This is a genomic window from Pseudomonas sp. S3_G06 (assembly GCF_054667565.1).
Window position 1 is genome coordinate 3,898,937 of record NZ_CP162738.1, and the last position, 17,623, is coordinate 3,916,559.

Annotated in this window: 13 protein-coding genes; all 13 read right to left on the reverse strand. The window is 59.6% G+C overall.

All coding sequences use genetic code 11. The annotated features are described in order from the left end of the window. Window positions 1-143: 143 nt before the first annotated feature. Entirely contained in the window at window positions 144-1,433 is a 1,290-nt protein-coding gene (gene eno / locus AB4N47_RS17575) for a phosphopyruvate hydratase (RefSeq protein ID WP_341638572.1), read from the reverse strand. 155 nt (window positions 1,434-1,588) lie between these two features. Further along, a complete protein-coding gene (gene kdsA, locus AB4N47_RS17580; RefSeq protein WP_016985082.1) occupies window positions 1,589-2,434 on the reverse strand; it encodes a 3-deoxy-8-phosphooctulonate synthase in 846 nt (281 codons plus the stop codon). Between the two features lie 4 nt (window positions 2,435-2,438). Continuing rightward, complete coding sequence (locus tag AB4N47_RS17585) at window positions 2,439-4,070, reverse strand: CTP synthase (RefSeq protein WP_016771462.1); 1,632 nt, start codon at window positions 4,068-4,070, stop codon at window positions 2,439-2,441. 274 nt (window positions 4,071-4,344) lie between these two features. After that, a complete protein-coding gene (gene tilS, locus AB4N47_RS17590; RefSeq protein WP_341638571.1) occupies window positions 4,345-5,673 on the reverse strand; it encodes a tRNA lysidine(34) synthetase TilS in 1,329 nt (442 codons plus the stop codon). A gap of 132 nt (window positions 5,674-5,805) precedes the next feature. Then, on the reverse strand, window positions 5,806-6,753 hold the full coding sequence (locus AB4N47_RS17595) for an acetyl-CoA carboxylase carboxyltransferase subunit alpha (RefSeq protein ID WP_130912752.1): 948 nt from the start codon (window positions 6,751-6,753) through the stop codon (window positions 5,806-5,808). A 139-nt stretch (window positions 6,754-6,892) separates the two neighbouring features. Further along, window positions 6,893-10,414 carry a DNA polymerase III subunit alpha gene (gene dnaE / locus AB4N47_RS17600; protein WP_341638570.1) on the reverse strand — a complete coding sequence of 1,174 codons (3,522 nt, stop codon included), beginning with the start codon at window positions 10,412-10,414 and terminating at the stop codon, window positions 6,893-6,895. A 76-nt stretch (window positions 10,415-10,490) separates the two neighbouring features. Beyond that, the gene (rnhB, locus tag AB4N47_RS17605) at window positions 10,491-11,117 is read right to left on the reverse strand and encodes a ribonuclease HII (protein WP_016771466.1); all 627 of its coding nucleotides are present in this window, start codon (window positions 11,115-11,117) and stop codon (window positions 10,491-10,493) included. 11 nt (window positions 11,118-11,128) lie between these two features. Next, window positions 11,129-12,259 carry a lipid-A-disaccharide synthase gene (gene lpxB, locus AB4N47_RS17610; protein WP_341638569.1) on the reverse strand — a complete coding sequence of 377 codons (1,131 nt, stop codon included), beginning with the start codon at window positions 12,257-12,259 and terminating at the stop codon, window positions 11,129-11,131. A 2-nt stretch (window positions 12,260-12,261) separates the two neighbouring features. Then, a complete protein-coding gene (gene lpxA, locus AB4N47_RS17615) occupies window positions 12,262-13,038 on the reverse strand; it encodes an acyl-ACP--UDP-N-acetylglucosamine O-acyltransferase (protein ID WP_016771468.1) in 777 nt (258 codons plus the stop codon). Beyond that, window positions 13,035-13,475 carry a 3-hydroxyacyl-ACP dehydratase FabZ gene (gene fabZ / locus AB4N47_RS17620; RefSeq protein ID WP_016771469.1) on the reverse strand — a complete coding sequence of 147 codons (441 nt, stop codon included), beginning with the start codon at window positions 13,473-13,475 and terminating at the stop codon, window positions 13,035-13,037. The genes lpxA and fabZ overlap by 4 nt, the downstream gene beginning before the upstream one ends. Before the next feature lie 106 nt (window positions 13,476-13,581). Continuing rightward, window positions 13,582-14,637 (reverse strand): UDP-3-O-(3-hydroxymyristoyl)glucosamine N-acyltransferase, encoded by a 1,056-nt coding sequence (gene lpxD, locus AB4N47_RS17625; protein WP_223629961.1) that lies wholly within the window; start codon window positions 14,635-14,637, stop codon window positions 13,582-13,584. A 3-nt stretch (window positions 14,638-14,640) separates the two neighbouring features. Continuing rightward, complete coding sequence (locus AB4N47_RS17630; protein WP_003222140.1) at window positions 14,641-15,144, reverse strand: OmpH/Skp family outer membrane protein; 504 nt, start codon at window positions 15,142-15,144, stop codon at window positions 14,641-14,643. Between the two features lie 45 nt (window positions 15,145-15,189). Continuing rightward, window positions 15,190-17,580, reverse strand: coding sequence for an outer membrane protein assembly factor BamA (bamA, locus tag AB4N47_RS17635; protein WP_076566125.1), 2,391 nt, complete (start codon window positions 17,578-17,580; stop codon window positions 15,190-15,192). Window positions 17,581-17,623 lie beyond the last annotated feature (43 nt).

Below are 17,623 nucleotides of genomic sequence, written 5' to 3' on the forward strand. Positions count from 1 at the left end.
GACAGCCACGCATAATGTTGCAGCATCTGATAGCACGAAGCCTGGAAAGATCCAGGCTTGTGCTTAAGGCATCAGATTAGTGGCAAATCCATCGCTGTCACGACTTTTCCGACACAATCCGGTGTCCTTTGATCAGGTTGCGCTTAACCGCGGAACTCGGCACGGCCGTTGTACTTGGCCTTGCCGTTCAACTGCTCTTCGATACGCAGCAGTTGGTTGTACTTGGAAACGCGGTCGGAGCGGCACAGCGAACCGGTCTTGATCTGGCCAGCCGAGGTGCCCACAGCCAGGTCGGCAATGGTCGAATCTTCGGTTTCGCCGGAGCGGTGCGAGATCACGGCGGTGTAGCCGGCAGCCTTGGCCATCTGGATGGCTTCCAGGGTTTCGGTCAGGGTGCCGATCTGGTTGAACTTGATCAGGATCGAGTTGGCGATCTTTTTATCGATGCCTTCTTTGAGGATCTTGGTGTTGGTCACGAACAGGTCGTCGCCCACCAGCTGAGTCTTCTCGCCGATCTTGTCGGTGAGGATTTTCCAGCCAGCCCAGTCGGACTCGTCCAGACCGTCTTCGATGGAGATGATCGGGTAACGCTCGGTCAGGCCTTTGAGGTAGTCGGCGAAACCTTCAGCAGTGAACACTTGGCCTTCACCGGACAGGTTGTACTTGCCGTCTTCGTAGAACTCGCTCGCGGCGCAGTCCAGCGCCAGGGTCACGTCGGTGCCCAGCTTGTAACCGGCGTTGGCCACGGCTTCGGAGATCACTTTCAACGCATCTTCGTTGGACGCCAGGTTCGGTGCGAAACCGCCTTCGTCGCCAACGGCAGTGCTCAGGCCACGGGCCTTCAGCACAGCTTTCAAGTGATGGAAAATCTCGGTGCCCATGCGCAGACCTTCCGAGAACGACCTGGCGCCGACTGGCTGCACCATGAATTCCTGGATGTCGACGTTGTTGTCGGCGTGCTCGCCACCGTTGATGATGTTCATCATCGGTACCGGCATCGAGTACACACCCGGGGTGCCGTTGAGGTTGGCGATGTGTGCGTACAGCGGCAGATCCTGATCCTGCGCAGCCGCCTTGGCCGCAGCCAGGGACACGGCGAGGATGGCGTTGGCGCCCAGGGTCGCCTTGTTTTCGGTACCGTCGAGCTTGATCATCGCCTGGTCCAGCGCTTTCTGGTCGCTCGGGTCGGTGCCCAGCAGCAGATCGCGGATCGGACCGTTGATGTTGGCTACCGCCTTGAGCACGCCCTTGCCCAGGTAACGGCTCTTGTCGCCATCACGCAGCTCGAGCGCTTCACGCGAGCCAGTGGATGCACCGGACGGCGCGCAGGCGCTGCCGATGATGCCGTTGTCGAGAAGCACGTCCGCTTCCACGGTGGGATTGCCACGGGAGTCGAGAACTTCACGACCTTTGATGTCGACGATTTTTGCCATTGTTGTAAACACTCCAAAGTTGACGAAAACGACGCAGCTAGAGGAAATCTTTATCGTCGGCAAGCGAAGTACAGCGGGCAGACTTGCAGACGACAACGCTCACGCCCGAGGGCATGAGCGACAAATCGTGCGGTACTTTACCGGAGAATCGAGCGTTACGCGGTTTCTACCGTCGGAAAACTCTTCACCAGTTCGTCCAGAGCTTTGAGCTGGGCCAGGAATGGCTCCAGTTTGTCCAGACGCAAGGCGCAAGGGCCGTCGCATTTGGCGTTGTCCGGATCCGGATGCGCTTCGAGGAACAGACCCGCCAGCGACTGGCTCATGCCGGCCTTGGCCAGATCCAGAACCTGGGCACGGCGACCGCCGGCGGAGTCGGCACGACCGCCAGGCATTTGCAGCGCGTGGGTCACGTCGAAGAATACCGGATACTCGAACTGCTTCATGATGCCGAAGCCGAGCATGTCGACCACGAGGTTGTTGTAGCCGAAGCTCGAACCGCGCTCGCAGAGGATCAACTGATCGTTACCCGCTTCCACGCACTTGTTCAGGATGTGTTTCATTTCCTGAGGCGCGAGGAACTGGGCTTTCTTGATGTTGATCACGGCATTGGTCTTGGCCATTGCCACGACCAGATCGGTCTGGCGCGACAGGAAGGCCGGCAACTGGATGATGTCGCAGACCTCAGCGACGACCGCGGCCTGATCCGGCTCGTGGACGTCGGTGATGATCGGCACGCCGAAGGCTTGTTTGATGTCCTGGAAGATGCGCATGCCCTCTTCCAGGCCAGGACCGCGATACGAGGTCACAGAAGAACGGTTGGCCTTGTCGAAGCTGGCCTTGAATACGTAAGGGATACCGAGTTTCTCGGTGACCTTCACGTACTCTTCGCAAACCTGCATGGCCATGTCACGGCTTTCCAGCACGTTCATGCCGCCGAACAGCACCATGGGTTTGTCGTTGGCAATCTCGATGTCGCCGACGCGGATAATCTTCTGTGCCATCGGGTTACGCCTTCTTCTGGTGTTGAGCCAACGCGGCTTTGACGAAACCGCTGAACAGCGGGTGGCCGTCGCGTGGGGTCGAGGTGAACTCAGGGTGGAACTGGCAGGCGACGAACCATGGGTGATCCGGCGCTTCAACCACTTCGACCAGCGCAGCATCGGCGGAACGACCGGAAATCTTCAGGCCGGCTTCGATGATCTGCGGCAGCAGATTGTTGTTCACTTCGTAACGGTGACGGTGACGCTCGACGATCACATCCTTGCCGTAGCAGTCGTGCACTTTCGAGCCCGGCTCGAGCAGGCAATCCTGCGCGCCGAGGCGCATGGTGCCGCCCAGATCGGACGCTTCGGTACGGACTTCAACAGCGCCGGTGGCGTCTTCCCACTCGGTGATCAGACCGACAACCGGATGGCCGCTGGCACGATCGAATTCGGTGGAGTTGGCGTCTTTCCAGCCCAGTACGTTACGGGCGAATTCGATGACCGCTACCTGCATGCCCAGGCAGATACCGAGGTACGGAACCTTGTTTTCGCGAGCGTACTGAACAGCGGTGATCTTGCCTTCCACGCCACGCAGACCGAAGCCGCCCGGCACCAGAATCGCGTCGACACCTTCGAGCAGCGCAGTGCCCTGGTTCTCGATGTCTTCGGAATCGATGTAGCGCAGATTGACCTTGGTGCGGTTGCTGATGCCGGCATGACTCATCGCTTCGATCAGCGACTTGTAGGCGTCGAGCAGTTCCATGTACTTGCCGACCATGGCGATGGTCACTTCGTGTTCCGGGTTCAGCTTGGCATCGACCACTGCGTCCCACTCGGACAGGTCGGCGCTGCCGCACTGCAAGCCGAAACGCTCAACGACGAAATCGTCCAGACCCTGCGAATGCAGGATGCCCGGGATCTTGTAGATGGTATCGGCGTCTTCCAGAGCAATGACCGCACGTTCTTCAACGTTGGTGAACTGGGCGATCTTGCGACGCGAGGACACGTCGATCGGGTGATCGGAGCGGCACACCAGCACGTCTGGCTGCAGACCGATCGAACGCAGTTCCTTGACGGAGTGCTGGGTCGGTTTGGTCTTGGTTTCGCCAGCGGTGGCGATGTACGGCACCAGCGTCAGATGCATCAGCATCGCGCGCTTGGCGCCGACTTCGAAACGCAACTGGCGGATGGCTTCGAGGAACGGTTGCGACTCGATGTCACCGACGGTGCCACCAATCTCGACCATCGCCACGTCTGCGTCACCGGCACCCTTGATGATGCGGCGCTTGATTTCGTCGGTGATGTGCGGGATTACCTGGATGGTTGCACCCAGGTAGTCGCCACGGCGCTCTTTGCGCAGCACGTGCTCGTAGACACGGCCGGTGGTGAAGTTATTGTTCTGGGTCATGGTCGTGCGGATGAACCGCTCGTAGTGCCCCAGATCCAGGTCGGTCTCGGCGCCGTCGTGGGTGACGAACACTTCACCGTGCTGGAACGGACTCATGGTGCCTGGATCGACGTTGATGTACGGATCCAGCTTCAGCATGGTGACCTTAAGCCCCCGCGCCTCCAGGATAGCCGCCAATGAAGCCGAGGCAATGCCTTTCCCCAATGAAGAAACAACACCGCCCGTGACGAATATGTAGCGCGTCATGAAAAACCCTAGAAGTCTGCGTTAAAGCGGAACGAGCCGCCGGGGAAAGCGAAGGAAGGCCGAAGCCCCCGATCACCTGCATTAATCACAGTGCACCTTTCGAAAAAACCGCCGCGTTGTGACAGACCGGCAGATGAAACACCGGTACGTTGCTCGCTACACATTTTTTGGAATCGCCCAGCAAAGACTGCTTGGTAATCGGCAACTCCTGCAATTCAGGCGAATCCACAGAAGTTGTATCAAGAAGGGAGCGTAGTCTACCGGAATGCTCCTTTCAGCTCAAACCTTGATCTTCGTCTGTTGGCTGCCAGTGCAATGTCCAGCCTTCGTCCATCTGACCAGCAAGACCCGGCAGGTTCGCCACGGCGAGCAATTCTTCGCCACGAAACAGCAGCGGCAATCTGCCACGCACGAAGGCCGGGACCGCGCGCTCGTTGAGCAGACGCTTGAGATCACGACTGCCGCGCTCGGCCATTCGCATGACCTCACCGCCCTGCCGATAGGCAATACGCAAAGGCCCGGATGGAGCTTGCCCGTGGAGCATGACGCGTCCGTTATCCGGCAAGCGTAGCGCTGAAGTCGGGGTCTGCCAGTCGGCACCGATCACTGGCGTACCCAACCAATTGCCGCTCAGCCACCAGACGCGACCGGCGCTGCGGTGCAGCTCTCCGTCGGCCAGACGCCAGATCGGAGAAGCGTCGGCGCCGGCATTGCACAGCGTTGTCCAACCCGACCAATGGTCAGCGTCTGGCAGCCGGGTCAACGGTTCGAGCCAGTGGCTGAGGGCATTTCGCTGGCGCGCGTCAGACAACGCCGTCAATGGTGTCAGCTCCAGCGATGGCACACCCAGCCAGGCGAATTCATGGGGCGTTTCGGCTTGTGCGAGATCAATCTGCGCCAACTCATCGAGCAAGCCCTGCGCCTCACGCAGATGCGCAGCGGTGCGCGCCATGCTCGCCTGCGCTTGCGGCCAACGCTCGGTCAGTACCGGCATGACTCGATGCCGCAGGTAGTTGCGCGAAAACTGCCGATCCTGATTCGACGGGTCTTCGATCCAGCGCAACCGATGCGCCTGTGCATAACTTTCCAGCTCGGCGCGGCTGACATCCAGCAACGGTCGAACCAGCGTGCCCTGCCCCACTGGGCGCTGCAGCGGCATCGCGCCGAGCCCGCGGACACCGGCACCGCGCAACAGCCGAAACAGCAGCGTTTCCGCTTGGTCGTCGCGGTGCTGGCCAGTCAACAGCACGTCATTGCTCTGCGTCAGCGAACTGAACACCGCATAACGCGCATCCCGCGCCGCCCGCTCCAGGCTCGCCCCGCCCTTCACGGTGACCCGCTCTACTTGTAAAGGAATGTCCAGCGCATCGCAAACGGCCCGGCAGTGTTGCGGCCACGCATCGGCCGCAGCCTGGAGGCCGTGGTGGATGTGGATGGCGCTTAACGCAGGAAGGGATTCGGTGTTCGCCAGGGTGGCGAGCAGATGCAGGAGGACGGTGGAATCGAGGCCACCGGAGAAGGCGATACGCCAGTGGGCGGCGTGGCGCCAGGGCTCAAGGTTCAGCAGAAGACGGGATGGCAAATCAATCGGGGACTGACTCATAGCTTTCTCTTTGCCCCAAACAAATGTGGGAGCGAGCCTGCTCGCGGAGACGGTTTAACATTCAACACATTCGTCGAGTGTTATACCGCTTTCGCGAGCAGGCTCGCTCCCACATGGGTATCGCGCTTCGCTTTAGAGACCGTAGCTCATCAGGCGATCGTAACGGCGCTTGAGCAGCGCTTCGTTATCGAACTGCTTGAGCATCGCCAGTTGCGAGCTCAGCTCGGCGCGGATCGAAGCGGCGGCCGCAGCCGGGTCACGATGGGCGCCGCCCAGTGGCTCGCCGATCACCTTGTCGACGATACCCAGGCCTTTCAGACGCTCTGCGGTGATGCCCATTGCTTCAGCGGCATCCGGTGCTTTCTCGGCGGTTTTCCACAGGATCGACGCGCAACCTTCCGGCGAGATCACCGCGTAGGTCGAATATTGCAGCATGTTCAACTGATCGCAAACGCCGATGGCCAGTGCGCCGCCGGAACCACCCTCACCAATTACGGTGGCGATGATCGGGGTCTTCAACCGCGCCATCACACGCAGGTTCCAGGCAATCGCTTCGCTCTGGTTGCGCTCTTCAGCGTCGATGCCAGGGTAGGCACCCGGGGTGTCGATGAAAGTCAGGATCGGCATCTTGAAGCGCTCGGCCATCTCCATCAGACGGCAGGCCTTGCGGTAGCCTTCCGGACGCGGCATGCCGAAGTTGCGGCGAACCTTCTCACGCACTTCACGGCCCTTCTGGTGGCCGATGATCATCACCGGCTGGTCTTCCAGACGGGCGATACCGCCAACGATGGCAGCGTCGTCGGAGAAGTGACGGTCGCCGTGCAGTTCGTCGAACTCGGTGAAGATGTGCTCGATGTAATCGAGGGTGTACGGGCGTTTCGGGTGACGCGCCAGACGTGCGATCTGCCAGCTGGTCAGCTTGCCGAAGATGTCTTCGGTCAGCGTCTTGCTCTTGTCCTGCAGGCGGGAGATCTCATCGCCGATATTCAGCGAATTGTCATTACCGACCAAGCGCAACTCTTCGATCTTGGCTTGCAGGTCGGCGATCGGCTGTTCGAAATCTAGAAAATTCGGGTTCATAGGCGTCCGTCTTGGGTCGTGTCCCAAGTGAGCTTGGGCCGGCCGGTTGTCTATTCGCGCCCTACCTTAAGGGAGAGGCGCGCTGAGGTCGAGATTAAAAATTCAGGTTGCGGGCAAGCGCAATGATGGCACTTGCCGGTCAACGGTATTGGAGGAAGACGTTGTCTCGCCCGAACTGGTCACGCAGGGCTTGAATCAAGGTATCCGCCGGGTCGATCCGCCAGGTCTCGCCGAACTGCAACAAGGTCTTCGCATCCGGGCTGGTGTACTCCATGGTCACCGGGCACGCGCCGCGATGACGCTTGAGCAGTTCGCCCAACCAGCGTAGCTGATCGCCTTTGAGATCCTGGGTGTGCAGCTTCAGGCGCAGGCTTTCGGCCAGATTGGTCCGCGCATCCTCCATGCTCATCACCCGCTTGACCCGCAGGCGCAGGCCGCCGGAGAAGTCGTCATTGCTGACCTCGCCTTCGACCACCACCATCGCGTCGGTCTGCAACAGTGATTGCGCCGAATGGAACGCATCGGCAAACAGGGACGCTTCGATCCGCCCGGAGCGGTCGTCGAGGGTGATGAAACCCATCTTGTCGCCCTTCTTGTTCTTCATCACCCGCAGCGCAATGATCATCCCCGCCACGGTCTGTGTGTCGCGCGCCGGTTTCAGGTCGATGATGCGCTGGCGGGCGAAACGGCGGATCTCGCCTTCGTATTCGTCGATCGGGTGACCGGTCAGGTACAGGCCCAGGGTGTCTTTTTCACCCTTGAGACGTTCCTTGAGGGTCAGCTCCTTGGCCTTGCGATGGGACGCGTAAACATCGGCATCTTCTTCGACGAACAAGCCGCCAAACAGATCGGCGTGACCACTGTCGTGGGTACGCGCGGTCTGCTCGGCAGCCTTGATCGCTTCTTCCATCGCCGCCAGCAGCACGGCGCGGTTACGGTCGATGTTGGCCTGATAAGCCTTTTGCTCGTCGTGGAAATACGGGCCGAGGCGATCCAGCGCGCCGCTGCGAATCAGACCATCAAGAGTACGTTTGTTGATGCGCTTGAGGTCGACCCGCGCGCAAAAATCGAACAGATCCTTGAACGGACCGGCCTGACGCGCTTCGGTGATCGCCTCCACCGGACCTTCACCGACGCCTTTGATCGCGCCGAGGCCGTAAACGATACGGCCGTCGTCGTTCACCGTGAACTTGAACTCAGAAGTGTTCACGTCCGGCGCGTCGAGGCGCAGCTTCATCGTCCGCACTTCCTCGATCAAGGTCACGACCTTGTCGGTGTTGTGCATATCCGCCGAGAGTACCGCAGCCATGAACGGCGCCGGGTAATGGGCTTTGAGCCAAGCGGTCTGGTACGACACCAGGCCGTAGGCGGCGGAGTGGGATTTGTTGAAGCCGTAACCGGCGAATTTTTCCACCAGGTCGAAAATGTTACCGGCAAGATCCGCGTCGATGCCGTTGGTCGCGCAACCCTCAATGAAACCGCCGCGCTGCTTGGCCATTTCTTCAGGCTTTTTCTTACCCATCGCCCGACGCAGCATGTCCGCACCGCCGAGGGTATAACCGGCCATGACCTGAGCAATCTGCATCACCTGTTCCTGATACAGGATGATGCCGTAAGTCGGCGCCAGTACCGGCTTGAGCCCGTCGTACTGGTAGTCCGAGTGCGGATACGCCAGTTCGGCGCGACCGTGCTTACGGTTGATGAAGTCGTCCACCATGCCCGATTGCAGCGGGCCCGGACGGAACAGTGCCACCAGTGCGATCAAGTCTTCCAGGCAGTCGGGCTTGAGCTTTTTGATCAGCTCTTTCATGCCTCGCGATTCAAGCTGAAACACCGCCGTGGTTTCGGCTTTTTGCAGCAACTGGTAGGTCGGTTTGTCATCCAGCGGGATAAAAGCGATATCGAGTGGCGGTTCGTTGTCCTTGGCGCGGTCGCGGTTGATGGTTTTCAGCGCCCAGTCGATGATCGTCAGGGTACGCAGGCCGAGGAAGTCGAACTTCACCAGACCGGCGGCCTCAACGTCGTCCTTATCGAACTGGGTCACCAGACCGTCACCGGCCTCGTCGCAGTAGATCGGCGAGAAGTCGGTCAGCTTGGTCGGCGCGATTACCACACCACCGGCGTGTTTGCCGACGTTACGCACCACACCCTCGAGTTTGCGCGCCATCTCCCAGATTTCCGCCGCTTCTTCATCGACCTTGATGAAGTCGCGCAGGATCTCTTCCTGCTCGTAGGCTTTTTCCAGGGTCATGCCGACTTCGAACGGAATCATCTTCGACAGACGATCCGCCAGGCCATAGGACTTGCCCTGCACCCGCGCCACGTCACGGACCACAGCCTTGGCGGCCATGGAACCGAATGTGATGATCTGGCTTACCGCGTTGCGGCCGTACTTCTCGGCCACGTAATCGATCACCCGGTCACGACCGTCCATGCAGAAGTCGACGTCGAAGTCGGGCATGGAAACCCGTTCCGGGTTGAGGAAACGTTCGAACAGCAGGTCATATTCCAGCGGGTCGAGATCGGTGATCTTCTGTACGTAAGCCACCAGCGAACCGGCACCCGACCCACGGCCCGGACCTACCGGTACGCCGTTGTTCTTGGCCCACTGGATAAAGTCCATCACGATCAGGAAGTAACCGGGGAAGCCCATCTGGATGATGATATCCAGCTCGAAATTCAAGCGGTCGACGTAGACCTGACGTTTGGCTTCGTAGTCTTCGGTGGTGTCCTTGGGCAGCAGCACCGCCAGGCGTTCTTCGAGCCCTTCGAAGGAGACCTTGCGGAAATATTCGTCGATGGTCATGCCATCTGGAATCGGGAAGTTGGGCAGGAAGTGCGTGCCCAGCTTCACTTCGATGTTGCAGCGCTTGGCGATCTCGACGGTGTTTTCGATGGCGTCGGGGATATCGCTGAACAGCTCGAGCATTTCCTCGGCGCTTTTCAGGTATTGCTGATCGCTGTAATTCTTCGAACGACGCGGGTCATCGAGGGCGCGGCCTTCACCGATGCACACACGGGTTTCGTGGGCGGCGAAGTCTTCCTGCTTGATGAAGCGCACATCGTTGGTCGCCACCAGCGGCGCGCCAAGCTTGTCGGCCAGCGCCACGGCGCCGTGCAGCTGTTCTTCATCGTTGGGGCGGTTGGTGCGCTGGATTTCCAGATAGAAACGATCCGGGAACACCGCCATCCACTCGCGTGCCAGCGCTTCGGCTTCCGCCGGGTTGCCGCCGATCATGGCCATGCCGATCTCGCCTTCTTTGGCGGCGGACAGCATGATCAGGCCTTCGCTGGCCTCAGCCACCCACTCGCGCTCGACGATGACCATGCCGTTGCGCTGGCCTTCGATAAAGCCGCGCGAGATCAATTCGGTGAGATTGCGATAACCCTGAGCGTTCATCACCAGCAGGCTGAGGCGGCTCAGCGGTGCATCCGGGTCCTTGTTCGCCAGCCACAGGTCGGCGCCGCAGATCGGCTTGATGCCGGCGCCCATGGCATTTTTATAGAACTTGACCAGGGAACACATGTTGTTCTGATCGGTAACCGCTACCGCCGGCATGTTCATGGCGGTCAGCGCCTTGACCAGCGGCTTGATCCGCACCAGCCCGTCGACCAGGGAGTATTCAGTGTGCAGGCGTAGATGAACGAATGAAGCCGGCATAGTGATCCTGTCCAGTTACATAGAGACAACGAGGCCCGGATTGTACCGGGCCTTGGTTAAAACATCAGCCTTGCGCCTAAACCTGCGTCAGGCTTTCCCGCGCCTCGTAAGCCAGGCGTACCGGGGCGAACGAGCGGCGGTGAATCGGCGTCGGGCCGAGCCGCGCCAGCGCTTCCAGATGAACGGGCGTCGGGTAGCCTTTATGGCCGCCGATGCCGTAACCCGGGTAGATCAATTCGAATGCCGCCATTTCGCGGTCACGACTGACCTTGGCCAGAATCGACGCTGCCGCGATCGCCGGCACCTTGCCGTCGCCCTGAATCACCGCCTCGGCGCGCATCGGCAAATGCGGGCAGCGGTTACCGTCGATCATCGCCAGCTTTGGCTGAATGTGCAGACCGGCAACCGCGCGCTGCATGGCCAGCATGGTCGCGTGGAGGATATTCAGATCGTCGATTTCTTCAACTTCGGCACGGGCGATGCACCAGCTCAGGGCCTTTTCACAGATCTCGTCGTAGAGCTTTTCGCGCTTGGCTTCGGTGAGCTTTTTCGAATCGTCGAGACCGAGGATCGGCCGGTTCGGATCGAGAATTACTGCAGCTGTCACCACCGCACCGCACAACGGGCCACGACCGACTTCATCAACACCGGCAACCAGTTCTTCGACTTCGGCTACCAGAGTGAAATCCAGGCCCATTTGCATGCTTGTCTTGCTCATTGTGGTTTGCCGATCAGGTCAAGGACGGCTTGCGCCGCCTGATTGGAAGCATCGCGCCGCAGCGTGCGGTGGATCTCGTCGAAGCCGCGGGTCTGTTCATCACCGCCATCGATCAATGGCGACAGCGTCTGCGCCAAGGCCTCGACAGTCGCATCATCCTGCAACAACTCCGGCACCAGCAAGCGCTGGGCGAGCAAGTTGGGCAGCGACACGTACGGGCTCTTGACCATGCGCTTGAGAATCCAGAACGTCAGCGACGCCAACCGATACGCCACCACCATCGGCCGCTTGTACAGCAGCGCTTCAAGGGTAGCAGTGCCGGAGGCGATCAACACGGCGTTGCACGCGGCGAGGGCCAAGTGGGATTTACCGTCGAGCAAGGTTACCGGCAAATCCCGGCCAGCAAGCAAGGCCTCGAGTTGCACCCGGCGGTCCGGGTTTGCACAAGGCATGACAAAGCGCACGCCCGGACGCATGGCGCGCAGACGTTCGGCGGTGTCGAGGAACAGCGCACCGAGGCGACTGACTTCACCGCCACGGCTGCCCGGCATCAACGCTACCAGCGGACCGTCGGGCAAACCCAGCTCGGCGCGTGCAGCGGCGCGGTCGGCTTGCAGCGGAATGGTATCGGCCAAGGTGTGACCGACGAAACGCACCGGCACGCCTTTCTCTTCGTAGAATTTCGCTTCGAACGGCAACAGGGTCAGCATCAGGTCGCAGCCTTCGCGGATCTTCAGCACCCGTTTCTGCCGCCATGCCCACACCGACGGGCTGACGTAATGCACGGTCTTGATCCCGGCCTGACGCAGCTTGAGTTCGATATTGAGGTTGAAATCCGGCGCATCGATGCCGATGAACACGTCTGGCTTTGCGGCAATCAGTGTGGCAATCAGCTCTTTGCGGCGCTTGAGCAATTCACGCAGCCGCCCGAGGACTTCGACCAGGCCCATGACCGACAGGCGCTCCATGGGGAAGTACGAGGTCAGGCCTTCGGCCTGCATCAGCGGACCGCCGACACCGATGAACTCGACTGCCGGGTGCTGAGCCTTGAGCGCACGCATGAGGCCGGCGCCGAGAATGTCACCGGAAGCCTCACCCGCCACCAGCGCAATACGCAGATTGGCCATGATCAGCGGGTGATGCCGCGAGTCGATGCCTGGATCGAATCACGGAACACGGCGACTTCCGGGAACTGCGCAGACGGTTCTGCCAGCTCGGCCAGCGCCTGTTCGACCGTCAGGCCCTGGCGGTAGACGGTCTTGTAAGCGCGGCGCAGCGCATGAATCGCGTCTTCGCTGAAACCGCGACGGCGCATGCCTTCGAAGTTCATGCTGCGCGCTTCGGCAGGGTTGCCGAATACGGTGACGAACGCCGGAACATCCTTGCCGATCGCCGTGCCCATGCCGGAAAAGCTGTGGGCGCCGATGTGGCAGTACTGATGCACCAGGGTGAAACCGGAGAGGATCGCCCAGTCGTCAACGTGTACATGCCCGGCCAACGCAGTGTTGTTGACCAGAATGCAGTGGTTGCCGATGACGCTGTCATGGCCGATGTGGGCATAGGCCATGATCAGGTTGTGATCACCCAGGGTGGTTTCCGAACGGTCCTGCACGGTGCCACGGTGAATGGTCACGCCTTCACGAATGACGTTGTGGTCGCCGATCACCAGGCGGGTTTCCTCGCCTTTGTACTTCAGATCCGGGGTGTCTTCGCCTACCGAAGAAAACTGGTAGATGCGATTGTGCTTACCAATGCGGGTCGGCCCCTTGAGGATCACGTGCGGCCCGATCACGGTACCCTCGCCGATTTCCACACCTGCGCCGATGATCGACCACGGGCCGACCTCGACGCCGTCAGCCAGAACGGCGGACGGATCGATGATTGCGCGAGGGTCAATCAAACTCATACTTTCTGTTCCGCGCAGATGATTTCTGCCGAGCAGACCGGCTTGCCGTCCACCGAAGCCTGGCATTCGAACTTCCAGATCTTGCGCTTGCAGCTGATGAAAGTCGCTTCAAGGATCAACTGATCGCCCGGCTTGACTGGCTGGCGGAAGCGCAGCTTGTCGGAACCGACGAAGTAATACAGGGTGCCGTCGGCCGGTTTGACGTCGAGCATCTTGAAACCGAGGATCCCGGCAGCCTGAGCCATCGCTTCGATGATCAGAACGCCCGGCATGATTGGATGCGCAGGGAAGTGACCATTGAAGAACGGCTCATTGATGCTGACATTCTTGTAGGCGCGAATTCGCTTGCCTTCAGTGTCCAGTTCCACCACCCGGTCCACCAGCAGGAACGGGTAACGGTGAGGCAGGTATTCGCGAATCTCGTTGATGTCCATCATTTCAGGGGAAAGCCTATGTAAAGATTGGGAGCGCGACTGACGCGCACTCCTCTAGCAAATCAAGGAGGCAGTCCAGAGGCTGTGCACACTTGATATGGAAATGGTATCAGCCATCAGATGAAGCATTGCCGTCAGGGGTCACTTCCCCTACGCGCTTTTCCAGCTGTTTCAACCGTCGTGCGATGTCATCGAGCTGACGGATGCGGGCCGCGCTTTTGCGCCATTCGGCCGCCGGTTGCATGGCTGTGCCGGAAGAATAGGCGCCCGGCTCGGTAATCGAGTGGGTCACCATGGTCATCCCGGTCAGGAAAACGTTGTCGCAGATATCAATGTGGCCGACCAGACCAACACCACCGGCGAGCATGCAGTGCTTGCCGATTTTGGTGCTGCCGGAAATGCCGACGCACGCGGCCATGGCGGTGTGATCACCGACCTGGACGTTGTGCGCGATCTGAATCTGGTTGTCGAGCTTCACGCCATTGCCAATCACGGTATCGGCCAGAGCGCCGCGGTCGATGGCAGTGTTCACACCGATCTCGACATCGTCGCCGATGGTCACGCCACCGATCTGGGCGATTTTCTGCCAGACGCCTTTTTCGTTGGCGAAGCCGAAGCCCTCACCGCCGATCACTGCGCCGGACTGAATAACCACACGCTTGCCGATGCGCACATCGTGATACAGCGTAACGCGCGGAGCGAGCCAGCCGCCTTCACCGATTTCGCTGCGCGCGCCGACTACGCAATGCGCACCCAACGTGACCTGTGCAGCGATGCGTGCACCGGCTTCGATCACCACGAACGGACCGATGCTGGCACTTGGATCAACCACTGCGTCCGCCGCGATCACCGCTGTCGGATGAACCCCGCCAGCCGCTTTTGGCTTTGGATCGAACAGATGCGAGATGCGTGCATAGGCCAGGTAAGGGTCCGGCACCACCAAGGCATTACCTGCGAAACCTTCGGCGTCGGCTTCCTTGAGCAGCAGTGCAGCTGCTCGAGAACCGGCCAGGTATTTGCGGTATTGGGGATTTGCCAGAAAGCTCAACTGAGCTGGGCCAGCCTCTTGCAAAGTGGCTAGCCCAGTAATTTGCCTCTCGGGGTCGCCACGCAGGGTGGCGCCGAGGTGCTCGGCCAACTGGCCGAGCCTGATAGTCACGGTCATGGGTTACTTCAGCTGATTCATGCGCTCGATAACCTGGCGCGTGATGTCGTACTGAGGTTTGACATCGATGACGGCGCCACGCTCGAACACCAGGTCAAAACCACCCTTCTTGATGACTTCTTCCACAGCGCTGTCCAGTTTCGGCTTCAGTTGCTTGAGCATTTCACGGTCGGCAACGGCTTTGGCTTCGTTCAGTTCCTTGGACTGGAACTGGAAGTCACGGGCCTTTTGCTTGAATTCCAGCTCCAGACGCTCACGCTCGCCCTGCTGCATCTTGTCGCCACCGGCCATCAGACGGTCCTGAATGCCTTTGGCGCTGCTTTCCAGGGTTTTCAGCTTGGTCAGTTGCGGACCGAACTTCTTCTCGGCATCCACGGCGTACTTCTTCGCCGCGTCGGATTCCAGCAGTGCCATCTGATAGTTCAGCACGGCAATTTTCATGTCGGCGAACGCCGGGCCTGCCACCAGTACGGAGGCCAGGAGAACCAATTGAGTCAACTTACGCACGATGCACTCCTACAAAATCCATTGTCGTTATCTTGGGTCAGACGCTTAGAACGTCTGGCCGAGGGAGAATTGGAACACTTGAGTTTCAGCGTCATCCGGTTTTTTGACCGGCATCGCCAGCGCAAAGCTCAAAGGACCCAGTGCGGTGACCCAGGTCACGCCGACACCGACGGAACTGGCCATGTTGCTCAGGCTGATGTCGTTGCACTGAGTGCTGGACGTCGAACCCGCGCTAGCGTTGGTGGTCTTGTCGCACTTGGAATCGAATACGTTACCCACGTCCCAGAACACCGAGGTCCGCAGAGAGCGCTGATCTTTCACGAAAGGCAGCGGGAACAAGACTTCAACGCCACCTTGAATCAACACGTTACCACCGAATGGCAGCGGATCCTGATCCGGATCGGCAAGCGTACCCGAGTTACCCGTTACAGCTGCACCGCGGCTCGGTGTACTGCGTGGACCCAGCGTGCTGTCCTTGAAGCCACGTACGGAGTTGAAGCCACCCGCATAGTAGTTTTCATAGAACGGCAAGCCGTCGGTCGAACCGTAACCGTCGCCATAACCCAGTTCGGTGTGCAGGCGCATGGTGTAGTTTTCAGTGATCGGCTGGAACAGCTGACCACGGTAATCAAGCTTGAAGAAGGACAGGTCGCTACCCGGGATGGTGGTTTCCAGAGTCAGGCTCTGGGACCGGCCACGGGTAGGCAGTACGCCTTTGTTCAAGGTGGATTCGGACCAGCCGGCAGACGCCTTGAAGTTCAGGTATTTGTCGCCTTCCTTGTTAACGAAGTCGAAAATCTCGTCGACGGTGTAGCTACCGGTACTGATTTCGTCCTGCTGAACGGAAGCACCGAAGGTCAGACGCGAAGTCTCGCTGATCGGGTAGCCGATGTTCACACCAGCGCCCAGGCTGTCTACCGCGTAGCTCGAAAGGTCGGTGTCGAGCTCGTCGTAGTCAGTAGTGCGATAGAACGCGTTGTAGCCCAGGCTCACGCCATCGGCGGTCCAGTACGGGTCAACGTAGCCGAAGTTGTAGCGGCTCTGGTATTCGCTGCGGGTCAGACCGATGCTGACGCGATTACCGGTACCGAGGAAGTTGTTCTGGGTGATCGAGCCACCGAGGATCAGACCGGCGCTCTGGGCGAAACCGACGCTGGCGGTGATCGAACCGGAAGCCTGTTCTTCGACGGCGTAGTTCACATCAACCTGGTCGTCGACACCGGGCACGGCCGGGGTTTCAACGTTGACTTCCTTGAAGAAGCCCAGACGTTCCAGACGGGTCTTGGACTGGTCGATCAGGTAGGTCGAAGCCCAGCCGCCTTCCATCTGACGCATTTCACGACGCAGCACTTCGTCTTCGGACTTGGTGTTGCCACGGAAGTTGATGCGATTGACGTAGGCGCGCTTGCCCGGATCGACAGCGAAGAGGACGTCCACGGTGTGGTCGTCATCATGCGGCTGAGGAATACCGTTGACGTTGGCGAAGGTGTAGCCCTCGTTACCCAGACGACGGGTGATCAGCTCGGAGGTGGTGGTCATCAGCTTGCGCGAGAACACCTGGCCCTTCTGCACCAGCAACAGCGACTTTACCTGGTCTTCAGGGACTTTCAGGTCGCCACTGAGCTTGACGTCACGAACGGTGTACTTCTCGCCTTCGGTGACGTTGACGGTGATGTAGACGTGCTTCTTGTCCGGGGTAATCGATACCTGGGTCGAAGCGATGTCCATGTTGATATAGCCGCGATCCAGATAGTAGGAACGCAGACGCTCCAGGTCACCGGAGAGTTTTTCGCGGGCATATTTGTCATCGTTCTTGAAGAACGACAGCCAGTTGGTGGTTTTCAGTTCGAACAGGTCGGTCAGGTCTTCCTCGGGGAAAACCGTATTGCCTACCACGTTGATGTGCTGGATGGCGGCAACGGTACCTTCGTTGATCTTCACCTTCAGACCCACGCGGTTACGCGGCTGCGAAACCACTTCGGTGTCGACGGTAGCGGAGTAACGACCCTGGGCAACGTACTGACGTTGCAGTTCGTTACGCACACCCTCGAGGGTGGCGCGCTGGAAGATCTCGCCTTCAGCCAGACCGGATTGCTTGAGGCCTTTCATCAGGTCTTCAGTGGAAATCGCCTTGTTGCCTTCGATTTCGATACTGGCGACCGAGGGACGCTCGACCACGGTGATGACCAGAACGTTGCCTTCGCGGCCCAGCTGGATATCTTGAAAGAAACCGGTTTTGAACAACGCACGAGTGGATTCCACCAGGCGACGATCATCCGCCTGCTCGCCGACGTTCAACGGCAAGGCACCAAAGACGCTACCCGCGGAGACCCGCTGGAGGCCATTGACGCGAATATCAGAGATAGTGAAGGACTCGGCGTGAACTTCGGCGATCATCAATACGGTGAGAACCGCAGTTAGCAGCAGACGTTTCATGAAGTCCTTTCTTATTCCAACTGGCAATAAACAAACTGCCGCA

Bases quoted from the DNA above. Each gene is read 5' to 3' on its own strand.
- rnhB (WP_016771466.1), bottom strand. From the start codon at position 11,117: ATGCAAATGGGCCTGGATTTCACTCTGGTAGCCGAAGTCGAAGAACTG.
- lpxA (WP_016771468.1), bottom strand. From the start codon at position 13,038: ATGAGTTTGATTGACCCTCGCGCAATCATCGATCCGTCCGCCGTTCTG.
- kdsA (WP_016985082.1), bottom strand. From the start codon at position 2,434: ATGGCACAGAAGATTATCCGCGTCGGCGACATCGAGATTGCCAACGAC.
- eno (WP_341638572.1), bottom strand. From the start codon at position 1,433: ATGGCAAAAATCGTCGACATCAAAGGTCGTGAAGTTCTCGACTCCCGT.
- tilS (WP_341638571.1), bottom strand. From the start codon at position 5,673: ATGAGTCAGTCCCCGATTGATTTGCCATCCCGTCTTCTGCTGAACCTT.
- AB4N47_RS17585 (WP_016771462.1), bottom strand. From the start codon at position 4,070: ATGACGCGCTACATATTCGTCACGGGCGGTGTTGTTTCTTCATTGGGG.
- AB4N47_RS17595 (WP_130912752.1), bottom strand. From the start codon at position 6,753: ATGAACCCGAATTTTCTAGATTTCGAACAGCCGATCGCCGACCTGCAA.
- fabZ (WP_016771469.1), bottom strand. From the start codon at position 13,475: ATGATGGACATCAACGAGATTCGCGAATACCTGCCTCACCGTTACCCG.
- dnaE (WP_341638570.1), bottom strand. From the start codon at position 10,414: ATGCCGGCTTCATTCGTTCATCTACGCCTGCACACTGAATACTCCCTG.
- bamA (WP_076566125.1), bottom strand. From the start codon at position 17,580: ATGAAACGTCTGCTGCTAACTGCGGTTCTCACCGTATTGATGATCGCC.
- lpxD (WP_223629961.1), bottom strand. From the start codon at position 14,637: ATGACCGTGACTATCAGGCTCGGCCAGTTGGCCGAGCACCTCGGCGCC.
- lpxB (WP_341638569.1), bottom strand. From the start codon at position 12,259: ATGGCCAATCTGCGTATTGCGCTGGTGGCGGGTGAGGCTTCCGGTGAC.